Here is a 24,450-nt window from a genome sequence, read left to right as displayed (position 1 = left end):
ATGAAACAACTCTACTTTAAACATGTAACAAAACTTTTGTTCTGTTTTACATTCTTATTTAGTTTTCAGCTTGTTTTAGCACAAACACCATCTCCTACTACTATGGAGTTTGGTAGTTCTGTTGTTGTTCTTGCTAACTCAACTAATCCTAGCGCAAACGCTTCAACTAGTTCAGAACTTAATAATTTTGATGTGTCAGGAGTTTCCAGTAATTCTAGACTTATAGCTTTTGCTAATGCTGGAAACGGAGGAGGAACAAATGCTATTGGATCAAGTACCGACCATGTTCTTATTTGGACAGGTGATTCATTGGGAACTTTTTCATCTGGTACCATGTCTAGTACAGATGGAACAGAATTTAGTATTTCAGCAATGGAATTTGCTTATGAATTATCTTTTGGTGCTTCGATAATAAATTTTACAATTGAAGGGAAAAAAGATGGTGCAACTGTGGGAACAGTCGCTCTTAATTCTCCTCCCCACAATACTGAAATAAATATTGATTTTACATTACCAACATCAGGTTCTTTTACAAATATTGATGAAATTGTAATAATTCCTGCAACTCCAATAAATGGTGGATTCTCTGTTGATGAAGTTGTAATTGGAACTGCTGTTTCTTGTACTGACCCAGATGTACCAACTGTAACAGCAACAAACGCATCAATATGTAATGGTTCAAGTACAGACTTAAACATTACAGGAAGTCTAAATGATGCTACTCAATGGCACGTTTATACAGGATCTTGCGGAGGTACTCAAATAGGAACAACTTCAACAGGTACTTTTAATGTAAGCCCAACAATAACAACTACTTATTTTATACGTGGAGAGGGAGGTTGTGTTACTCCAGGAAGTTGCGGTACTGTTACTGTAACGGTAAACAATCTTGATGATGCTTCTTTCTCTTATAGCGCTGCTGCTTATTGTGTTAATGATGCAGACCCTACACCAACTATTACAGGTTTAGGTGGAGGAACTTTTAGTTCGACTGCAGGTATATCTATAAACGCTTCTACAGGACAAATTGATGTATCAGCTTCAACGCCTGGAACATATACAGTAACATATACTACTGCTGGAACGTGTCCTAATGCTAGTAATGTTTCAGTTACAATTAATGGAGTAGATGATGCTTCTTTCTCATATGGAGCTTCTTCTTATTGTGTAAATGCTGCAGATCCTTCACCAACAATTACAGGTTTAACTGGAGGATCATTTAGTTCTACGGCTGGATTAAGTATTAATTCTTCGACAGGACAAATTGATGTATCAGCTTCTACTCCTAATACGTATACGGTAACCTATACTACTGCTGGAACGTGTCCTAATGCTAGTAATGTTTCTGTAACTATTAACGCGTTAGACGATGCTTCTTTCTCCTACGGAGCTGCTTCTTATTGTGTAAATGCTGCAGATCCTTCACCAACAATTACAGGTTTAACTGGAGGTACATTTAGTTCTACTGCTGGATTAAGTATTAATTCTTCAACAGGACAAATTGATGTGTCTGCTTCAACTCCAAATACCTATACAGTAACATATACTACTGCTGGAACGTGCCCTAATGCTAGTAATGTTTCTGTAACTATTAACGCGTTAGATGATGCTTCTTTCTCATATGGAGCTGCTTCTTATTGTGTAAATGCTGCAGATCCTTCACCAACAATTACTGGGTTAACGGGTGGATCATTTAGTTCTACTGCTGGATTAAGTATTAATTCTTCAACTGGACAAATTGATGTGTCTGCTTCAACACCTGGAACATATACCGTTACGTATACCACAGCAGGAACATGTCCTAATGCTAGTAATGAATCAGTAACAATTAACACCTTAGATGATGCTTCTTTCTCTTATGGAGCTTCTTCTTATACTATTGATGACGCAGACCCAACACCAACAATTACAGGACTGGGTGGAGGAACATTTAGCTCTACTGCTGGATTAAGCATTAATGCTTCTACTGGTACTATCGATGTATCAGCTTCAACTCCTGCAACATACACTGTTACTTATACAACAGCAGGTACTTGTCCTAATTCAAGCAACGTTTCAGTAACCATAACTTTCAATAATTACACATGGACTGGAGCAATTAATAATAGTTGGGAACAACCATCTAACTGGAATACAAATGTAGCACCTCATAGTACAGGTAATGCAATTATACCTAGCGGAGTTACTAATTATCCTACCATTACTTCACCTGTTACTGTTAGTACTATTAGTATTGCTTCAGGAGCTTCAGTAATTGCCAATGCTTCTGTTACGGGAGATGTAACCTATACTAGAAATTTACCAACTACAAACTGGTATTTAGTCGCTGCACCAGTTTCTGGTGAAACTTTAGAAGACGTAATAGCTGGTCATACTTTTGCTTCAGGAACAGGTAGTAATTTAGGTATTGGTATTTACACTAATAATGGAGCTTCACCTTGGATTTATGCAACTGCGGCTTCAACTGGTTCTTTAGCTTCTGGCGCAGGTGTATCAGTAAAATTAGCTACTGCAGGAAATGTATCTATCACTGGAACAATAAATTCATCAAATGTAAATACTCCAATTACTACTGGTACGAGAACTAATTTTAATTTAATAGGTAACCCTTTTACTGCCTATGCTAATTCTGCTAGTTTTGCTGCATCAAACACAGCATTATTAACAGAAGAAACAGTATGGTTATGGGATGGTAGTCAATATGTAACTTACAATGCTGTAAGCCCAATTGAATTAGCACCTGGTCAAGGATTCTTTGTAGAAGCAGCATCATCTGGAAATGTAACTTTTGCTACTTCTAATCAAAGTCATCAATCTGATACTTTTATGAGACAAGAACCAAAAACTTCTTTTGAATTATTTGTTGAAAATGACGATGATAAAAAAGGGACTAAAGTATTTTATGTAAACAATAAAACTACTGGTTTTGACAACGGGTATGATTCTAAAATGTTTGAAGGTGTTTCTGTTGATTTTGGTGTATTTACTCAGTTAGTTGCTGATGATAACGGAAATAAATTAGCAATTCAAACCTTACCGAATACTGATCATGAAACTATGATAATTCCTGTAGGTTTAATTGCAGGTGCTAATAAAGAAATTACATTCTCTGTATCAGAAACAAATTTACCGAGTGGTATCCAAATTTACTTAGAGGATAGAGCAAATAATACATTTGTAAATCTTTCTGAAGGAAATCATACAATTACTACAAAGTCTGCAGTAAACGGAATTGGACAATATTATATCCATGCATCTTCTGCTAGATTAAGTAACGATGATATCACTCAAAACATAGCTAATGTTAGCATTTATAAATCAGCAGAACAAGAAATTACAGTTGCAGGTTTGCAAGCAAATGCTACTGTTAAAATAATTTCTCTTTTAGGGGAAGAATTAGCAAGCACTGATATTAACTCTAACGGATTAAGCAAGGTTCTTTTACCTAACTTACCTACTGGAGTATATGTTGTTAAACTAAACTCAGCTTTAGGAAACATTACTAAAAAAATCATTGTAGAATAATCTAATTCCCTATTATCATGAAAAAAGTGAATCAAAATAAAGAAGAGATTACTAGGAAAGAAGCTCTTAAAAAATTAGGAAACTATGGTAAGTACACTGCATTAACTGCTTTAGGAACTTACTTAATTTTAAATCCGAAAAAGGCCCAGGCTGCTTCACCTGAAGCTCCAGGTGACGGATTCTAAAAATAGATATATAAACACAAAAACCTCAAGAAAATTCTTGAGGTTTTTTTATACATATTAATAAATGGTTAATAATTAACAATTTTTTATAAAAAGTAATTACTGAATGTTGATTTTTAGTAATTTGCCCGTCCTAATGATTAATACAATTATGAAACAAAACTATTTTTTTAAAACTGGATTAGTTTTACTATTCATGTTTAATATGTCTCTATCTTACGGACAAGATATATTAACTTTTGAATTCAGCGCATTAACTGGAAGTGAAGTAACTGCTGATTCAAATACTAACAATGCTAACTTAAGCACATCAACAATCTCAAGAGGTGCTGGTTTAACAGCTTCAAACAATTCAGGTAGATTTAATGCTACCAATTGGAGTGTAGGTAATGTAGATACAGCTATTACGGATGAGGATTACATGGAATTTACCATAACTCCAAATCCAACTTATCAATTTTCTGTTTCTTCAATTATTGTAAATGTTCAAAGATCTGGGACTGGTCCTGGGGCAATAACTCTTAGAAGTTCGGTTGATGGTTACGCTAGTAATCTAGATTCAGAAAAAGCAATTGTTGACAACACTAGTGTACAACAATTTACATTTACTTTTAGTCAAGCAAATTCGACTACACCTGTTACTTACAGGTTTTATTTACATACAGCTGAAAGCACAGGAGGAAGTGGTGGTTTTGAAGGAACTGGTAACGATATAATTGTTAACGGTACTGTTTCTTCTGCTAGTTCGTCGCCTTCAGTAGGTTTTGATACAGCCACTAGTACTGAAAATGAAACCGACGCTACTTTCAATACTACAATACCAGTAACATTTTCTAATTATTCCTCAGATGTAACTTTAAGTGTTTCTGTTAATGGCGCAAGTACTGCTGAAGCTGGTGATTATACTCTTAATACAACTTCTTTAACTTTCAATGCTAACGGTACTCAATCAATTTCATTAGATATTAATGATGATGCTGATATGGACAACGAGACTATTGTCTTAGATTTAGCTGTAACGTCTGGTTCCGCTACTGTAAGTAATAGTAGTCATACTGTTACAATTCAGGATGATGATTTACCGATGATTGTAATTTCTGAAGTTATGTACAATACTCCGAGCACAGATGACGAATGGATAGAATTGTACAATAATGAAGGAAGTAGTGTAGATATTTCTAACTGGAGCTTAGAATATAATGGAAATACATTTGTTTTCCCTGGTTCTACCACTTTAGCAAATAATGCTTATACTGTTATTGCAGTTGGTAGTAATGGAGATGGAACATACAATAACGATGCTCCTTTTACACCTGATTTTAACAATTTAGCTGTTGCGAATAGTGCTGTAAAAGACACTAACGACACTAATAAGCTTGGAAACACTTCTGGAACAATTACACTTAAAAATGCAAGTGGTAATGTTGTGAATCAAGTTACATATAGTGACAGTGATCAATCATCTACAGATGGAGTTGGTGCTACTTTTGAAATAATTGATGTAAATTCTGATAACGCGACTACTAGTAGTAACTGGCAAGCTAGTGTTGTAAATGGAGGTTCTCCAGGTAAAGTAAGTGGATCTACATGGACAGGTGCAGTTGATTCAAATTGGAATACAGCTGGTAACTGGCAAGTAGGTATTCCTAGTAACGTTTCAGATGTTTTAATTCCATCAGGTGTATCAAACTACCCTACTATTTCTTCAGCAATAACCGTAAACTCAATAAACGTAGCTTCTGCGGCTTCATTAATTGCTAATGCTACTGTAACAGGAAACGTTACATATACAAGAAATTTACCAACTACTAACTGGTATTTAATAGCACCTGCTGTAGCTGGAGCAACAATTGAAGATTTTATTACAAACAACAGCTTAGCTTCTGGTACGGCTGGAAATTTAGGATTGGCTTCGTTTACCAATAACGGTGCTACACCATGGAATTATCAAAATGCAGCTTCTACAGGAAGTTTAGATGCTGGTTTAGGTTATGCAGTAAAATTAAGTGCTGCTGGAAACATTTCAGTAAGAGGTTCTCTTAATACAACAACTGTAGGACCTGGAATTGTTAATGGATCAAGAAATAGTTTTAATCTATTAGGAAATCCTTTTACTGCTTACATCAATTCTAACACCTTTACTTCTCTTGCAGCGAATGCTAGTTTATTAGCAGAGCAAACAGTTTGGTTATGGGACGGAACTCAATATGTAACTTACAATGCTTTAAATCCGATTGAGATTGCTCCTATGCAAGGTTTCTTTGTGCAGGCTGGTTCTAACGGACAAGTACTTTTTGAAACTTCAAACCAAAGTCACCAATCTACAGATACTTTCATGAGACAAGAGCCAAAACCTTCTTTTGAATTATTTGTTGAGAATAATGATACTAAAAGAGGAACAAAAGTATTTTTTGTAGATGGCAAAACTACTGGTTGGGATAATGGTTATGATAGTAGTATGTTTGGTGGAGTTACAAATGATTTTGGTGTGTTTACTCAATTAGTTTCTAACGACGAAGGAAAGAAATTAGCGATTCAAACATTACCAAGTTCTAATATTGAAACAATGGTTATTCCTGTTGGTTTAATTGCTGAAGCTAATAAAGAAGTTACATTTTCTGTAGCTGCTACTAATTTACCATCAGGTGTTGAAATCTATTTAGAAGACAGAGTTAACAACACATTTACAAATCTTTTAGAAGGTAATCATACAATCACTACAAAAACAGCTGTAAATGGAATAGGACAATACTACATCCATACTTCTGCTAAATTAAGTACTGATGATATTTCTCAAAACATGGCTAATGTGAGTATTTATAATTCAGCTAAAAATGAAATTACTGTTGCTGGATTACAAGCAAAAGCTAACGTAAAAGTATTCTCTCTTTTAGGTGAAGAATTAGTAAATACTACTATTGAATCTAATGGAGTTAGTAAAGTAGCCTTACCTAACTTATCTACTGGAGTGTACATAGTAAAACTAAACTCTGTTTTAGGAAGTACTACTAAAAAAATTATCTTAGAATAAACGAATTTTCTATTGCAATCATGAAGAATAATAAACTAAATAAAGAAGAGATTACTAGAAAAGAAGCTCTTAAAAAAATAGGAAACTATGGTAAGTATACAGCGTTAACGGCTTTAGGAACTTACTTAATTTTAAATCCGAAGAAAGCACAAGCGGCTTCACCTGAAGCTCCAGGTGACGGATTCTAAAATCCAAACTAAATAATTTAAAACCTCAAGGATTACCTTGAGGTTTTTTTTATTTTTACAGCAGATGAAGACTACACTTGTAAAACAAACTATTGAAGACAAATCTGTTGTATGGTTTTCTAACACAAACCAATATGTTGTATTAGAAAATAAAACAGCTGAAATTATCTCTAAATTAAATACTGATATTTCTGTTGAAAAAATAAGTCAACACCTAGCAAATGAGTTTCACATTGAACTAAATGACGCTTTGGGTTTTGTACAACAAATTCAAAATGAAATTTACATACCAAACACCAAAAAACAATCATCTGATTTAAAAGACAATACTGAATATAACCTGACAAGTTTCGCAAAAACCAAATTTTACAAAATAAATACATTGGTATTTAAAGTAGAATATCTATCGGAATTTGAAGAATATCTAGTACATCCAAAATTCTCTCACTTAGAAATAACAGAAACTAGTGATTTCAATCATAACTTTCAAGTTTTCACGCAAGAAGATGTTACATTTCTAATAATTAACAATGAATTCATTGGGTCTTGGCCAAGGAAAGAGATTCACTATTTTCAGGGGAAGTTTTCAATGTACATAGTGCAATACATGCATAATAAACCTGAAGAAGATTGGATGGGGATTTTTCATGCTTCAGGATTAGGAAACGATAAAAAATCATTACTCCTTTTAGGTGATTCTGGAAATGGAAAAAGTACTTCCTTAGCTATTTTACAAGCCAATGGATTAACTTGTTTAGCTGATGATTTTGTCCCAATGGATATTGAAAAACAACATGTTTACACGTTTCCTTCTGCTATCTCTATCAAAAGAAATAGTTTAGAAACATTACTACCGATGTATCCTGAATTAGAAACTACTGCTGAATTTCATTTTAAAAGATTGAACAAAATTGTTCGTTTTTTACCACCAAAAACTAATCAACCTCATTATAATTTACCTTGTAATGATCTAGTTTTTATCAAATATGAAAAAGGAAGTGATCTACAATTTAATAAGATTTCGAAAATAGAGGCTTTTCAACAGCTAATTCCAGATTCTTGGATTTCTGATAACGTAAAGAATGTTGAAGTTTTTTTACAATGGTTTGCAAATACTAACTGTTACAAACTGACGTATTCTAACAATGATAAAATGGTTAAAACAATAAAGAATTTATTAAACAATGACTTATAAAGACACGTTATTTTTTGTTGGAAAATGTTTAACCACAAATCATGAAGAACATAATAGATTAGATGTTGAAAAAGAACTAAAAGCAGGTTTAGTTAACTGGGATAATGTAGTTAAGGTAAGTACTTCACATTATGTTTTCCCTGCTTTATATTGTAATCTTAAAAAAGCTAATTTTTTAGATTACTTGCCTAACGACTTAGTTGAATATATGCAACACATTACAGACTTAAATAGAGAACGTAATGAGCAAATAATTGAGCAAGCTAAGGAAATCAACGAGCTGCTTCTAGAAAATAATATTACTCCTATTTTCTTAAAAGGAACTGGAAATTTATTGTCTGGTTTATACAATGATATTGCTGAAAGAATGGTTGGTGATATCGATTTTTTAGTTGATGAGGATCAGTTTAAAAACTCAATTGAACTATTAAAGAAGAATGGGTATTCTGAGTTTCATAAAAATATACCAGATAACACATTTATTAATAGACACTACCCAAAAATGATCAAAGAAGATAGAATTTCATCCATTGAAGTTCATTATAAAATGGTTAGTGATAAAAGGTTTACTGGGTTTAACTTTGAGTTTATAAAAAAGCAGCTAAATTCTCTATACGGTTATAACTTTCTCTCTTATGAGGATAAAATTATCATGACTTGTATTAATAAGCAATTCAATGATGGTGGATATGAATTGAAAAATTTCAGCTTAAGAAACTCCTATGATTTATTGGTCTTAAGTTTAAAAACCTCTCCTTTAAGTGCTATAAAGAAAATTTCTAATTACAGCTTACTAAATCCTTTTCTTTTAAGCTCTAATAAAGTATTTAACAATCCTAAGACTATTGATTATGATGATGACCAAGCTGCAAATTCATTTTATCAAAGTCAGATACAAGGTATTAATTCGTTTACGGGCAAAAAGAAGAGAGATTTCAGAAAAACACTGCTAAGATTTAAATACCTTCTTAACCTAATCCTTAAAAGCCTGCATTCCAAAGAACATAGAACATATGTTCTTAAAAGAATTAAATCAATGTTTTAACCTCATCAAAATCTAAGCCTCCATAGTTTCCTGAGCTCATTAATAACAATGCAGAATTACTTATATCTTCATTAAATAAAAACGCTTTAAAATCTTCTGGTTTAGTATAAACAATTAAATCTTTTCTTTGAAAAGCTTCAAATATTTGTTCTTCCGAAATTTCTTTTAATCTTTTGATTTTTACGGCATGTGGAGAATAAAAAACTACTGCTGTATCAGCTGCGTCTAAAGCTCCTTTGTATTCCGTTAAAAACTCCTCATTTAAACTACTATATGTATGTAATTCAAGACAAGCTAGTAACTTTCTGTCTGAATACTGATTTTTAACGGCCTCTGTAGTTGCTTTTACTTTTGATGGTGAATGTGCAAAGTCTTTAAAGGCAACTGTCGAATTTGATTCTGCTATTTTTTCCAATCGCTTACTTGCTCCGCTAAAACTAGCAATCGCTTCATAAAAATCTTCTTCGTCAATTCCCATATGCTGACAAATCCATTTGGCTCCCGCAATATTTTGCAAATTATGTTCTCCAAAAACTTCCAATGGTAAATCTCCTTCTGGAGTACTTAAATAGGTGACTCCATCTTCAATAAAATACTCAGGTGTATTATATGGATACTTCTTTATCGAATTTGTCGACTCCTCCACTAATCTTTTCACTTCATTATCTTCTTCATTGTACACCATGATTCCGCCATTAACAAGTGAATCGATAAACAAAGAAAACTGCTCTACATAATTTTCATATGTTGGGAACACATTAATATGATCCCAAGCAATTCCACTTAATAAAGCAATATTTGGCTTGTATAAATGAAACTTAGGTCTTCTGTCGATTGGTGAACTTAAATATTCATCTCCTTCTAAAACGATAAACTCATTTTCTTCTGTTAAATGAACCATCGTATCAAATCCTTCCAATTGTGCTCCTACCATATAATCTACTTCCCTATCATGATAATTCAACACATGCAAAATCATAGAAGTAATGGTAGTTTTTCCATGAGAACCTCCAATAACCACTCTAGTTTTATGCTTTGATTGCTCGTACAAAAACTCTGGATATGAATAAATTTTCAATCCTAACTCCTGAGCCTTTAATAATTCTGGATTATCCTCTTTTGCATGCATTCCTAAAATAACAGCATCCAAGTCGCTTGTTATCTTTTCCTCAAACCATCCAAATTCTTGCGGCAACAAACCTTTTGCTGCTAATCTAGATTTTGATGGATCGTGAATCGTATCATCGCTTCCTGTAATTTGGTATCCTTTTTGGTATAATGCTAATGCTAAGTTGTGCATAGCGCTTCCGCCTATGGCAATAAAGTGTATTTTCATTTTATCGAATAATCTGAAATCAAAAATACAAAACCCAAAAACAAAATATGTATCTTTAAAACGAAACTCATTAAAATGATGTTTTTACGAACCAAAATCAACCAAATACTAAGTACTATTTTTAATTACTAGTAATGAAACTGTACTTACAATCTAAAATATAATTTGATTATAAAATCTCTGTTATAACTATACAACCTTATGAGATTCCATAATTAGAAACCTTTTTGTGATGAAAAAAAAATCGATTTTACTTACGATGCTTATATTATTCTCAGTTATTTCTCAGGCTCAAAACAAGTATCCAAATCTTTGGAAAAAAGTTGAAGATTTTGAAAAAGAAGCACTTCCAAAATCTGCTTTAAAAATAGTTGAAGAAATATATAAAAAAGCAACAGCCGATAAGAATTCACCTCAACTTATAAAGTGTTTAGTTTATAAAAGTAAGTTATCGTTGAATCTTGAAGAGAATGTTCAGTTAACCATTATTAACGAGTTTAAAGAACATATTACTAATAGTAGTTTTCCTACAAAAAACATTCTGCAAAATATGCTGGCTAATTTGTATTGGCAGTATTTTGAAGATAATCGATATGGTTTTTACAACAGAACAAACACCGATAAAAAAGTAGATCCTAATGATTTTAGAACTTGGGATTTAACCACTTTATTTAAAGAAATTCATACATACTACCAACGTTCTTTAGAAGACACAAAAAAACTTCAAAAAATAAATATTCGAGATTTTAAAGATATTCTAGTTTTAGCAGAAGACTCGGAAAAATACCGCCCTACTTTATATGATTTGTTAGCGCAAAACACATTACAATTTTATACCACAGACGAAACGAATATTACTAAACCAGCTTATCAATTTAAAATTGACACTACTGATTATATCTGTGAGGCCAACTTATTTACAAAGCTACATCTTCAAACTAAAGATTCTTTGTCATTACAATTTAATGCACTGAAAATTTATCAGGAATTAACTCTTTTACATCAAAAAGAAAAAAATATAGACGCACTGGTAGATGTTGATTTACAACGTTTGGCTTTTGTAAATAAAAATGCTACGTATGCTAATAGTGATAATGTTTACTTAGAAACTTTAAAATCTTCAGAAAACAACTATCAAAATAACGAAGCTAGAGCTTTGTACTCGTTTGAAATCGCTAGTATCTACAACTCAGCAACTACTAAATACACGGAAGAAAAAAACGAAAATTATCGTTTTAAAAATAAAGAAGCACTTGCAATTTGCGAACAGATTAAACAACAATTTCCTAAAAGTTTAGCTGCCAAAAAAGCCAGTATTTTAAGTACTTCAATTCAGCGAAAAGACCTTTCTATTATTGAAGAACAACATATCCCTATTGATAAATTTTCAAGGATTTTACTAAATTATAAGAATATCAACCAGCTATATTTTTCGATTTACAACGTATCTCATGACCAATATCAAAAATTTGAAAAAACCTATGATGAGGCTAAAAAGCTAAAAGCCATTCAAGAACTAGAAAAAGTAACTTCTTGGAATAATAAGTTACCCAATGAACAAGATTATTTAGAGCATTCTACAGAAATTATTATTCCAAAACTTCAACAAGGCACATACTTAATTCTTGCTTCTGAAAAAGAACAATTGGATGAAAAAAATATTTTTGGGCATGCTTTAATTCAGGTAACCAATTTAACGTTTATTACTACCAACGAAACTGGAAAAACTACCTATCAGGTACTCGACAGAAATAATGGGAAACCAATTTATGGAGCCAAAGTTCAACTTGTTAACAAAGAAGACAGATATCAAAACAACGTAATTGATAAAACTTTTACAACTGATAAAAATGGAGAATTCTCTTTCAGTTCAAACTCTTATTATTACGGAGTAAAAGCAATTATAAGTCATAAAAACGACAAGGCTACTTTTGGCGAGTATTACCTAAGAGAAAATCGTATTTACAATTCCAAACCAAGTACAATTACCAGAACTTTCCTATTTACAGATAGAAGTATTTACAGACCAGGACAAATACTTCATTTTAAAGGAATTTCTTTAGAAAGTTTAAAAGATAAATCCTCTATCATTACAAACCAATCTGTGGAAGTAATTTTAAAAGATGTTAATTATCAAGAGGTTGAAAAAGTAAAGCTTACTACTAACGAATTTGGTTCTTTTTCTGGAAAATTTACGCTTCCTAATACTGGTTTAACCGGCAACTTTACTATTGAAGCAACCATAAATGGGAAAAAAGATTACCAATATATCTCAGTTGAAGAATACAAACGTCCAAAGTTTGAAACTAAATTTAAACCTGTTACTGAAACCTATCAATTAAACAATAAAATTACTGTTACTGGTTTTGCAAAAGCTTATTCGGGCGCAAATATTACAGACGCAAAAGTAGTATATAGAGTACATCGAAAAGTTATCTACCCAAGATGGTGCTATTGGTATTATCCGTATTTAGATTCTGAACCTCAAGAAATCATCAACGGAGAAACCAAAACTAATGAAAAAGGTGAGTTTGAAATTTTATTTAAAGCACTTCCAGATGAAAGTGTTGCCAAGGAAAAACTTCCTGTGTTTAACTATGAAGTAACTGCCGATATAATTGATTTAAACGGAGAAACTCGTTCGTCTACTACTATAGTTAAAGTTGGATATCATAGTTTACTAGCTTCGATTGAGAGTGATGATTCTTTAGATAAAGATGAAAAAAATCAAACGATTCAAGTATCTACAAAAAACCTGAATGGAGAACCTGTAAATGCTAACGGTACAATTACCATTTATAAACTTGAAGCTCCTGAAAACCCAATTAGAAAACGTCCTTGGAAAGCACCTTTCTATCAAACAATTTCAGAAAAAGAGTTTCGTACAAAATTTCCAAATGAAGCATATAAAAATGAAGACGATTACACAACCTGGGAAAAAGGCACTTCTTTATTTTCAAAAGAATTTACTACCAATAAAGGTTCGGAAGAAATTACATTACCTCCTTTAAAAAAATGGAAATCTGGTAAATACATCATTGAACTTAGCTCTCGTGATAAATTCAATCAATTAGTTACCGATAAACAATTTGTAAGCTTATTTAGCAACAAAGATGAATTGCCTGCTGACAATAAATTAGTTACTATTACAACAGACAAAGAAGAGTATCAGCCAGGAGAAACTGCGGTTATAAAAGTTGCCTCTAACTCAAAAGATATTACCGTAATGGTTACTATTGAAAAAGATAGAAAAGTGATTGAGGCACATTATATCCACCTTAATAAAAACTGTAAAACCATAAAAATTCCTGTTACAAAAGAAGATGTCGGTGGATTTGGTGTTCGTTATCATTTTGTAAACTACAACTCGTTTAAAAGTCAGGCGTTGCTAATTGTTGTTCCTTATCCAAAAACGGACTTAGAAATTATTACTAAAACATTTAGGAACAAATTACAACCCGGTGCTAATGAAACATGGAGCTTTACCGTAAAAGGTGCTCAGAAAGATAAGGTTGCTGCAGAATTGTTAGCTGGAATGTACGACGCTTCATTAGATCAATTTAAACCACACAATTGGAATTTTAATCCTATTGCAAAACCAACCTATAGTTTTGGAACCTATACAACTTCTCAACACAGTTTTGGTACAAATTACTTCAGAGTTCAAAACGACAGTCAGATGTATTTTAATTATCCTACATTACAATACGACCAATTAAATTGGTTTGGATTTTATTTTGAAAATGGTAATCGTCTTAATAAACTTTATGAAGCAGCTCCAGTAGAGGCTGAAGCTTTAATGGTTAGAGGCGCTGCTCCAGCTGCGAGCAGAAAAAAAGTTGCAAAAGGATGGCTTGCCAATGAATCAATTTCAACAAAAGAAGTTGCCGAAGATGATAATGATTTACAAGAAATTGTAGTTACAGGAAGTCTGGAGGCTGATGAGAAACCTAAAGAAGATTTAGGTGGGGTTCAAATCCGAAAAAACTTGCAAGAAACTGCTTTCTTCTATCCTCATTTATCAACAGATGCTAATGGAGATGTGTCATTTAACTTTACAATTCCGGAAGCGTTGACAAAATGGAAACTACAACTATTAGCACACTCTAAAAACTTACATTCAGTCACTAAAACTTTAGAAACAGTTACACAGAAAGAATTAATGGTTGTTCCGAATGCTCCTCGTTTTTTAAGAGAAAAAGATGAAATTACATTCAGTGCAAAAATTAGCAACTTAACAGAAAAAACATTGTCTGGAACAAGTCAGTTACTACTTACTGATGCCATTTCAGGAAAATCAATTGACTCAGAGTTAAGCAATACTAACAATCAAAAAACATTTACTGTTGATGCTGAAGGAAACACACAAGTATCTTGGAATTTAAAAATTCCTGCTACAGTTCAAGCAGTACAATATCAAGTAATTGCTAAGGCTGAGGATTTTTCTGATGGAGAACAAAATGTATTACCAGTATTATCGAACCGAATGTTGGTTACTGAAACGCTTCCAATGTGGGTACGTTCAAATCAGTCAAAAACATTTACATTAAACAAACTAAAGAACAATAATTCTTCTACACTAAAACATCATAAGTTAAGTTTAGAAGTTACTTCAAATCCGACTTGGTATGCTGTACAAGCATTACCATATTTAATGGAATATCCGTATGATTGTGCAGAGCAGACTTTTGCACGTTATTACGCAAATACCTTAGCAACGTTTATTGCAAATTCAAATCCGAAAATTCAAAACGTTTTCAATCAGTGGAAATCTAGCAAAGCGTTATTGAGTAATTTAGAGAAAAACCAAGAATTAAAATCCTTAATCATTCAGGAAACTCCTTGGTTACGTGATGCGCAATCAGAAAGTGAGCAAAAGAAGCGTATTGCGTTGTTATTCGATTTAAACACTATGAAGAATGAGCAACAAAAAGCGTTTAACAAACTTCAAGACTTACAAATGAATAATGGAGGTTTTCCTTGGTTTAAAGGAAGCAGATATCCAAATCCATACATTACTAATTATATTGTTTCTGGTTTTGGTCACTTAGACAAATTAGAAATTGAACAATTTGATAAAAATACACGTAGTATGCTTGCCAAAGCGGTTAAGTTTTTGGATAATGAAATAGCGTATAACTATGAAAAACTTCTGAAAAGAGCCAAGCAAATCCAAGAAAAAAACGGAGCTAAAGCATCTCAAAAGTTTTTAGAAAAACAACATATTGGATATTTTGATATTCAATATTTGTATATGCGCAGTTTTTATGAAAACATTCCAATTTCGGGAGTTACTAAAGATGCCGTAGCTTATTATCAAAAGCAAGCAGCAACCTATTGGAAATCGTTTAATTTATCTGGGAAAGGTTGGATTGCGCTTACTCAATTTAGAGACGGAGATAAATCAGTAGCGAGTAAAATTCTAAAATCGTTAAAAGAAAATAGCATCAATTCTGAAGAATTAGGTATGTACTGGAAAGAAAATACTGCAGGTTGGTACTGGCATCAAGCTCCTATTGAAACGCAAGCTTTGTTAATTGAAGCTTTTTCAGAAATCGAAAATGATACCAAAACAATTGATGATTTAAAAGTATGGTTGTTAAAAAACAAACAAGTTAGTCGTTGGAAAACAACCAAAGCAACTTCCGAAGCTGTATATGCTTTATTACTACAAGGTTCAGATTGGTTAGCTTCAAACGAGTTGGTAACTATCAAAATGGGAGATAAAACCATCGATCCAACTCAATTAGAAAATTCGAAAGTTGAAGCTGGAACAGGTTATTTTAAAACTTCGTGGAATGGTTCAGAAATTTCTTCTGATAAAGCTACAGTAACCTTAACTAAAAAAGACAAAGGAATTGTTTGGGGCGGATTGTACTGGCAATATTTTGAAGATTTAGACAAAATTACCTCTGCTAAAACTCCGTTACAGCTTTCAAAAAAACTATTTAAAAAAGTAAATTCTGATACTGGTAAAAAACTACTGGCTGTCTCTGATATCGAATTAGAAGTTGGCGATTTAGTTACTGTTCGCATTGAATTGAAAGTTGACAGAGATATGGAGTTTATTCATATGAAAGACATGAGAGCTTCTGCTTTTGAGCCTATTGATGTTATTTCTCAGTACAAATGGCAAGACGGATTAGGGTATTATCAAAGCACAAAAGATGCTGCTACGAATTTCTTTTTCGATCGCGTTAGAAAAGGTGTCTATGTTTTTGAATATGACGTCCGTGTGAACAACAAAGGAAATTTCAGTAACGGAATTACAACCATTCAAAGTATGTATGCACCAGAATTTTCAAGTCATTCTGAAGGTGTACGAGTGAAGGTTAAGTGAAAATAACATTATGAAAAAAGTAATCTTATTTTTCTTGTTCATCAGTTGTACTCTTATTCATTGTAAAGACAAACCAAAGAAAACTGAAAAGTCTGTAAAAATTGTTTCAACAGAAAAGGTTATTGAAAAACCTATAAATAATTTTACTAATATCCAATTCGATAACAGTTCGAAAACAATACTTATTATAGCTGCCTTATGTGATAACAAATATCAAGGAATTGTTCCTGTTCCAGAAAAACTAGGTAACGGGCAAAACCCAAAAAACAATTTATATTGGGGAGCAGCTTATGGGATAAAATCTTTCTTTAAAAGAAGTGAAAATTGGACTTTAAAACATTCTAAAAAACTTGACACATTAATCCTAGAAAGATTAGTGTTTAAACATAAAACTAGAGATTATACAATTGTTGCCGATGCATACGATGGAAAATATATTAAAGAAGCAACCGAAACCTTTTTAAGAAGCTCTGCTGGTATTGAAAAAGATGTTTTCAATATCAATAAAGATACAATTGGAATAAAAGGTAATGCTAATCTCATAGCGTATATTGGACATGATGGCTTGATGGATTTTGAACTACATGAACGCTTTATAAATGAAGATAAAGAAAAGAGAGATGTTATTATTTTAGCTTGTTTTAGCAAAAATTATTTTCAACCACATTTACAAAAAGCAAATATAAATCCGTTAGTTTGGACAACAGGTTTAATGGCACCAGAGGCTTACACTATCCATGAAGCTTTTGAAGGTTATATCAAAAACGAATCAAATGAGGCTATAAGTTTACGCGCAGCTAAAGCATACAACAAGTATCAAAAATGTGGGTTAAATGCTTCTAAAAGGTTATTAGTGACAAATTAGAAGAAAGGAAATCACTATTTTTAAACCTTTATGAAACCTATTAAGGAAATAACGTTTAAAAATAAAAAAGGTAACTCCTACTTTTTTGATTTGGTGAGTTTAGAAGATATTTTAAATCTAAAACCTACCGATCATAATCAGTATGAACATCATAAAGTTGCTTTTTATATTATTGCTATTATTACTGAAGGCGCAGGAAAACACAGTATAAACTACAACGAATATACATACGAAAAAGGAACTGTATTTACCGTTCGAAAAAACAACATCCATAAGTTTTACAGCGAAAATGCATCTGGCAAGTTTCTTGTTTTTACCGAAGATTTTATTATTCAATATTCAGAGAATTATGAAACTTTAAAACTTCGTCAGCTTTTTAATGAAATGTTAGGAACACCTAAAATTCAATTACACGAAAAAGAATTTCTGGAAACTCAAAATTTATTACATCATATAGAAAGTGAATTTCAAAAAGAAAACGACGAATACGCAATTCCCATCATTAGAAGTTTAGTACAAGTATTGGTTTTAAATCTTTTTAGAATCAAATCCAAAACTCACAATTACCTAAACAACAGTAATTATTACGTTAAATTTACTCAATTTCAGGAACTTATTGAAAAAAACTGCTTTGAACACAAAAAAGTTGCTTACTATGCCGACAAATTGGGTGTTACCCCAAAAACTCTTAATAATATTACACAAAATATTATTGAAAAATCAGCTAAATCTTTCATTGATGAAATTGTAATTCTACAAATAAAAAGACTGTTAGTAAACTCTCAATTATCTCTTAGTGAAATTGCTTACGAAACAGGTTTTGATTTACCTACCAACTTTTTCAAGTACTTTAGAAAAAACACAGGGCAATCTCCAAAAGAATTCAAAGAATCTCAGAAAAAATAAACTTTCTCATTTTTACCCTAAAAAGAATCGTTTTCACCCAAACACTTCTGCCCCACACTTTAGCTTTGTAATTCTATAATTACAAATCAATTATTACATGAAAAAACTATCTCTACTTTTTAGTTCAGTATCTCTACTGTTATTGCTAATAAGCTGTACTACACAAAAAAATAATTCAAAAGAAAACATGAAAAACAAAAAAGCTATAGAAGCTTTTTACACTAAAGCTTTAACTGTAAATACAGAAACAACTCCTATTGAAGTATTAACACCTGTAATGGCAGAAAATTATCAATCTTCAAGTTCAACTGGATCAAAAAGCGCTAAAGAGTTAATGGGACAACTTCAGTTTTTCTGGAAACTTATTCCTGATTTAAAATGGGAAATTCAACAAATTGCAAATGACGGAGATATTTATGTAGTTCGAAGTATTGCTACTGGAACTCCGAATGGTGATTTTATGGGATTGCCAACAGATGGAAGTAAGTCATTTAAAATTATGACAATGGACATGCATACAATGAAAGATGGAAAATTTATAAGTACTAACCATATTGAAGATTGGGCTACTGCCATGAAGCAATTACAACCAAAAGATGCTAGCACTTCTGAAGAAACTATGGAAATAGCAATGAATTTTATGGGCGCAATGGGAAAAGGTGATATGGAAACAATGAAAAAGTTAATGCACGATGATATGGTTTGGCACAATGAAGGAGACAAAAGCTTACCTTGGATTGGTCCGTGGAAAGGTAAGAATGTCATTTTAGAAAAGTTTTTAGCTGCTTTTGGTTCTAATTTTAAAACTATCAAATGGGAACCTATAGATGCTTTATCTAAAGGAGATACAGCTGCATTTTTTGGAAATATGATTGGAGAATTGACTAAAACAGGAAAACAAACTCCAGAGTTCACTTATGCTTTACGTGTTAAAGTAAAAGATGGAAAAGTAATTTTATGGAATTGGTTTGAAGATAGCTACGCTGTTTCAAAGGCTTATCATAACAACTAAAAAATCATGTTTTAAGTAGTAAATCAAGTTTCAGTGAGTAAAAACCACTGTGATAATTGTCACAGTGGTTTTTCAATTTGATATTAACTCTTTAATTAATTCTAATTAGTTTCAAGAACTCTTTTTCGGTATATAAAACTTTCCTTTTTCCAGTATAAATTGATACCTGTTAACACCATTAACGGAGTTAAACCATGCGGTAATCTATAAATTACTTGATATACATTTTGATGTAATGATTGCAATGGAAACTCCCAATAAAAATTGGCTACCAATCTAGCTAAAGCCGTTAATAATCCCCAAGCAACTGCATATATTAAAGCATATTTATCCACTTTAGGAATGAATAGCAACACGGCTAAAATAAAATCTAAAACTCCAGCTATATACAGGAATGTAATAGCAAAACTTTCTGTACAACCAAAAATATTAATTACCATATCCACAAATTTCCCTGGAACTGGATACGCGCCAAAAGCATATAATCCATGTGAGAAAAACGTTACAGCTATCAATACTTTAAGAACAAAAAACATTCTAGATTTTTTGTAATTCTTTCTAAATGTATACAAAAACACAAAGGGTAATCCGAATTGAATACTATGTTCAAAAAACTGTGCTGTATGGTAAAACTTTTCTTTAGTAAGTAAAACCGATAAAATAACTAAGCTAATGCCACCAATAAAAATCGGAATCCGAAATAGTTTTTTATTAAACTTTGTAATTAGTAACGTACAAATGGCTGCTAACAAGTACAAAAAACCATTGCATTGAATAAATACTTGAATGAAATTATCAGTATTGGGACTGGTAACATACGCTGTCCAATTGATTCCCAACCAATTTTCTACAACTGGTTTTAAAAATGATTCATCCCAAAAAAATGTTCGATACGGAGCATCCCAAAATAAATGCTGCCAAGCTCTGCCTAAGAAAATTAAAAAAACAGAAACTTTAAGGAGGTTAGTTTGTTTCATAAATGCAAAATAACTACCTAATATGTTAACTTAAAAAGAGCTGAATGTTATCTTATTTTAAAAGAATAGTTATGTGATTTAATTTTCAATTAACATTTTATGCGCTGCTTTTTTGATACTTCAACTTTTATATTTTCGCGCCATATTAATTAACCAACCTCTACAAATCATGAAAAACTATTTTTTATTGATATTGATTTTATTTTTTAGTATCAATGCATCTGCCTCTAACGACAAATACCGTTTAACTCTAAGAGGAAATCCATCTACTTCAATTGTTATCGGATGGAACCAAATTTCTGGAAGTAATGCTCGTGTTTATTATGGAACTACCGATTATGGAACCAACTATAATAGTTATCCAAATTCAGCGGCACCTAACAGAACATCTTCATATAAAGGAATGAATAATACTTTTGTAAGATTAACCGGTTTACAACCAAACACAGCTTACTATTTTGTTATTAATGATAGCGAAGGAACAAGTAATCGTTTTTGGTTTAAAACGGCACCAAGTGATAAAAGCAGATTATCTTTTATTGCTGGAGGAGATTCTAGAAACAATAGAACACCTCGAAGAAATGCTAATCTTTTAGTTTCTAAGTTAAAACCTCATGCAGTGATGTTTGGAGGAGATATGACTGATAACGACACTAATAGCCAGTGGCAAACTTGGTTTAACGATTGGCAATTAACAATTGCTTCTGATGGAAGAATGTTTCCAATTATTGCAGCACGTGGAAATCACGAAGGAAGTAACAATAGTATCTATAATTTATTTGACACACCTTCTTCAAATATTTATTACGCAATTACCTTTGGAAATAATCTAGTAAGAACATATACCTTAAATACTGAAATTTCTATTTCTGGAAATCAAACAACTTGGTTACGTAATGATTTAAGTGCAAATTCATCTGCGACATGGAAAATTGCACAATATCACAAACCAATGCGTCCACACGTTTCATATAAATCCGAAGGTAACAGTCAATATAGCAATTGGGCACAAACTTTTTACGACAACAAAGTACAATTAGTTGTTGAATGTGATGCACATACTGTAAAAACAACATGGCCGGTAAGACCATCAACTGGTTCTGGAAGTGATGAAGGGTTCGTTAGAGATGATTCAAACGGAACAGTATACGTAGGCGAAGGATGCTGGGGGGCTCCTCTACGTTCTAACAGTGATAACAAAAATTGGACAAGAAATTCAGGAAGTTTCAATCAGTTTAAGTGGATATTTATCGACGAAAACAAAATCGAAACAAGAACAATTCAAGTTGATAATGCTTCTAATGTTGGAGAAGTTTCTAATACTAATGTTTTTGAAATTCCTTCAAATCTAGATGTTTGGAATCCATCAAATGGTAGTGTTGTAACTATTAATAAATCTGGATCAACTGGTGGTGGATCTGGAGATACTAATGGAAATATAGATGTTGCTATCTCTAATGGAAGTGATGACGTAGAAGAAGATAAAAACGGAAAAATTTACGATGATAGTAGCGATTTAGAATTGGTTTACGATTCTTATAACAACTCAAGCTACCAAACTATTGGGTTACGTTTTAGAAATGTAAATCTTCCTAAAAATGCTACCATCACTAGTGCTTATATTCAATTTACCGCAGATGAAAGTCATAGTAATAATGCTGATTTAGAAATCAGTTTACACAACTCGACAAATTCACCAGTATTTACCGATACCAATAATGTTTCAGGAAGAAGTACTTTCTCGTCTAAAGTAACATGGCAACCAAGTGGTTGGTCAAGCGGACAAACGGGTACTGCTCAAAGAACACCTAGTTTAAAAAACATGGTTCAGAGTTTAGTAAATCAATCTGGTTGGACATCTGGAAATAGTGCTAGTTTTATAATTAAAGGACGAGGTACAAGTTTAACAAGCACTTCTGCTAAACGAGTTGCAGATTCATATGAAGGTGGTTCCAACAAAGCTCCGAGGTTAATTGTTGCTTATACTACTGATGAAAATGGAGGAGCTACTCCTTCAACAGATATTTGTAATGGAATTGCGGAATGGCAAAGTGGTGTTAATTATACAGTTGGTTCATTTGTAACCTATAACGGTAATTTATTTGAAAGAACTTCTGGAGGCTGGAATTTCATAGGAGCTTGTGGTACTACAGTCGCTAAAAACCCTACAGGATTTTTTCCTCCTCTAACAACTGTAGACGTAGAAATTTTTCCAAATCCGTTTAGCGATAAAATAAAAATAACCGTTGGTAACATATATTTTGAAAAACCATTACATTTGCAACTTTTTAACACAAACGGAAAACAAGTTTATGAAGAGTTTTTCTCAGTAAACACTAGTGTTGAGAGAATAATTTCTCCAAATATTACAGCTTCAGGAATTTATATTCTAACTGTAAAACAAGGAGAAAAATTGATAAAGAAACAACGATTGATTAAAAAATAGATAAATACATCAAAGAAAACCGGGAGAATTTTTTTTGATATTTTTAGCCGCCAACTCTTTCTGAATTGGCGGTTTTTTATTTCTGATAGTTGTATTGTTTTGCTTATTTCAATTAAAAGTTTATTTTTATAAACGCTATGAAAACAATTACTTTATCTTCTAAAAAACATAGAGGTGAGATATGCATATTTATCTCTTTTACCTTCGATTCAGAAATTATTGACCTATTAAAAAAGAACACTTCAGCACTTTGGAGCAACTCTAATAGAGCTTGGTATCTTACTCTTTCTAATAAAAATAGGCACAAATTACTGGAAGTATTAAAGCAATACAATGTTGTAGATAAAATCAAAGAAACCTATCTAGAACTAACTGAAAATCAAAAGAAGTTTTTAAACGGTTATTATTTATTTTTAAAAGGAAAAAGATATAGTAAGAGTACTATAAAAACGTATACTTTTTTTATAGCACATTTCGTTAGTTTTTATTCTGATATTGATTTAAAAGAACTGACTCATGTTCATGTTCGAAAATTTATTGAATCCATATTTCTCAAGAGAAAATATTCCATTAGTACTCAACGACAATTTATAAGTGCGGTAAAACTCTTTACTCAATATTTTCCAGAGACATCAATTCAAGATATAGAATTAACCCGACCGAAAAAGTCGAAAAAACTACCTATTGTTTTATCACAGGAAGAAGTTATAACAATAATAAGAATTACAAAGAACCTTAAACATAGAGCAATAATTACGTTGTTATATTCCTCTGGAATTAGAATTAGCGAATTATTAGCTTTAAAAATATCGGATATAAATATTGAACGAAGACAAGTTCGAATAGAAAATGCTAAAGGAAGAAGAGATCGGTATGTAATATTAGCCGAAAACTTTATACCATTGTTATTGAACTATTATCACACTTATCAACCAAAAGTATTTTTAATAGAAAACTTAAAAGGACAGCAGTATTCGGCTAGTAGTGTTCGAAAATTTATAAAAAAATCATGTGAAAAAGCGGGAATATTAAAACATGTAACACCACATACTTTTAGACATAGTTTTGCAACACATTTATTAGAAGATGGAGTTAGTTTACGATATATTCAAGAATTATTAGGACACAGCAAACCAGAAACCACAATGATTTACACCCAAGTAACACAAAAGAGTTTACTAAAAATAAAAAGTCCTCTAGATCAAATAACCACCAAAAATCCAAAAACAAGTGAATTGGAACAAAAGTTCCTGTTATCCGGGAATTTAGACCTATAAACAGGTATATTTGTAATGATATAACTAGTTGTAGCCAATTACAGAAAAATCAAAATGAAGAATATACTATTAACTTTTATTTTATTGACAAGCGGAATTTTGTTCGCCCAAAAAACTGACAG

Annotated in this window: 14 protein-coding genes; 12 read left to right on the top strand and 2 right to left on the bottom strand. The window is 32.0% G+C overall.

The window, feature by feature from the left end; all coding sequences use genetic code 11:
* The 6 genes from EV195_RS15930 to EV195_RS15915 all read left to right on the top strand — a co-directional run bounded on the left by EV195_RS15930 (position 1) and on the right by EV195_RS15915 (position 9,169).
* Entirely contained in the window at positions 1-3,525 is a 3,525-nt protein-coding gene (locus tag EV195_RS15930; RefSeq protein ID WP_132795971.1) for a T9SS type A sorting domain-containing protein, read from the top strand.
* A 17-nt stretch (positions 3,526-3,542) separates the two neighbouring features.
* A complete protein-coding gene (locus EV195_RS16780) occupies positions 3,543-3,710 on the top strand; it encodes a hypothetical protein (RefSeq protein ID WP_165915761.1) in 168 nt (55 codons plus the stop codon).
* A gap of 151 nt (positions 3,711-3,861) precedes the next feature.
* Positions 3,862-6,741: a lamin tail domain-containing protein gene (locus tag EV195_RS15925; protein WP_165915760.1), complete on the top strand. Its 2,880-nt coding sequence runs from the start codon at positions 3,862-3,864 to the stop codon at positions 6,739-6,741.
* A 20-nt stretch (positions 6,742-6,761) separates the two neighbouring features.
* Positions 6,762-6,929, top strand: coding sequence for a hypothetical protein (locus tag EV195_RS16775; protein WP_165915759.1), 168 nt, complete (start codon positions 6,762-6,764; stop codon positions 6,927-6,929).
* 64 nt (positions 6,930-6,993) lie between these two features.
* Positions 6,994-8,124 (top strand): hypothetical protein, encoded by a 1,131-nt coding sequence (locus tag EV195_RS15920; protein ID WP_132795969.1) that lies wholly within the window; start codon positions 6,994-6,996, stop codon positions 8,122-8,124.
* The gene (locus EV195_RS15915) at positions 8,114-9,169 is read left to right on the top strand and encodes a nucleotidyltransferase domain-containing protein (RefSeq protein ID WP_132795968.1); all 1,056 of its coding nucleotides are present in this window, start codon (positions 8,114-8,116) and stop codon (positions 9,167-9,169) included. Before EV195_RS15920 ends, EV195_RS15915 begins: the two co-directional genes overlap by 11 nt.
* Here EV195_RS15915 and EV195_RS15910 read toward each other — a convergent pair.
* Positions 9,153-10,505, bottom strand: coding sequence for a UDP-N-acetylmuramate--L-alanine ligase (locus EV195_RS15910; RefSeq protein ID WP_132795967.1), 1,353 nt, complete (start codon positions 10,503-10,505; stop codon positions 9,153-9,155). The genes EV195_RS15915 and EV195_RS15910 overlap by 17 nt on opposite strands.
* Before the next feature lie 232 nt (positions 10,506-10,737).
* Between EV195_RS15910 and EV195_RS15905 the strand changes: the two genes are divergently transcribed.
* The 4 genes from EV195_RS15905 to EV195_RS15890 all read left to right on the top strand — a co-directional run bounded on the left by EV195_RS15905 (position 10,738) and on the right by EV195_RS15890 (position 19,628).
* Positions 10,738-16,845, top strand: a complete 6,108-nt coding sequence (locus tag EV195_RS15905) for an alpha-2-macroglobulin family protein (RefSeq protein WP_243693138.1) — start codon at positions 10,738-10,740, stop codon at positions 16,843-16,845.
* 10 nt (positions 16,846-16,855) lie between these two features.
* On the top strand, positions 16,856-17,710 hold the full coding sequence (locus EV195_RS15900; RefSeq protein WP_243693137.1) for a hypothetical protein: 855 nt from the start codon (positions 16,856-16,858) through the stop codon (positions 17,708-17,710).
* Positions 17,711-17,740: 30 nt separating this feature from the next.
* On the top strand, positions 17,741-18,616 hold the full coding sequence (locus EV195_RS15895) for an AraC family transcriptional regulator (RefSeq protein WP_132795966.1): 876 nt from the start codon (positions 17,741-17,743) through the stop codon (positions 18,614-18,616).
* 187 nt (positions 18,617-18,803) lie between these two features.
* Entirely contained in the window at positions 18,804-19,628 is an 825-nt protein-coding gene (locus EV195_RS15890) for a nuclear transport factor 2 family protein (protein WP_165915758.1), read from the top strand.
* Positions 19,629-19,729: 101 nt separating this feature from the next.
* Here EV195_RS15890 and EV195_RS15885 read toward each other — a convergent pair whose 3' ends face one another.
* Positions 19,730-20,605: a DoxX-like family protein gene (locus EV195_RS15885; protein WP_132795964.1), complete on the bottom strand. Its 876-nt coding sequence runs from the start codon at positions 20,603-20,605 to the stop codon at positions 19,730-19,732.
* 169 nt (positions 20,606-20,774) lie between these two features.
* On the opposite strand from EV195_RS15885, the gene EV195_RS15880 reads away from it, so the two are divergent.
* On the top strand, positions 20,775-23,051 hold the full coding sequence (locus EV195_RS15880) for a fibronectin type III domain-containing protein (protein ID WP_132795963.1): 2,277 nt from the start codon (positions 20,775-20,777) through the stop codon (positions 23,049-23,051).
* 137 nt (positions 23,052-23,188) lie between these two features.
* Positions 23,189-24,328, top strand: a complete 1,140-nt coding sequence (gene xerA, locus EV195_RS15875; protein WP_243693136.1) for a site-specific tyrosine recombinase/integron integrase — start codon at positions 23,189-23,191, stop codon at positions 24,326-24,328.
* Positions 24,329-24,450 lie beyond the last annotated feature (122 nt).

The sequence above is a fragment of the Tenacibaculum skagerrakense genome, assembly GCF_004345825.1.
Lineage (GTDB): Bacteria > Bacteroidota > Bacteroidia > Flavobacteriales > Flavobacteriaceae > Polaribacter > Polaribacter skagerrakensis.
Note: the sequence above shows the minus strand (reverse complement) of the source record. Positions and strands in the feature narration are given on the sequence as shown.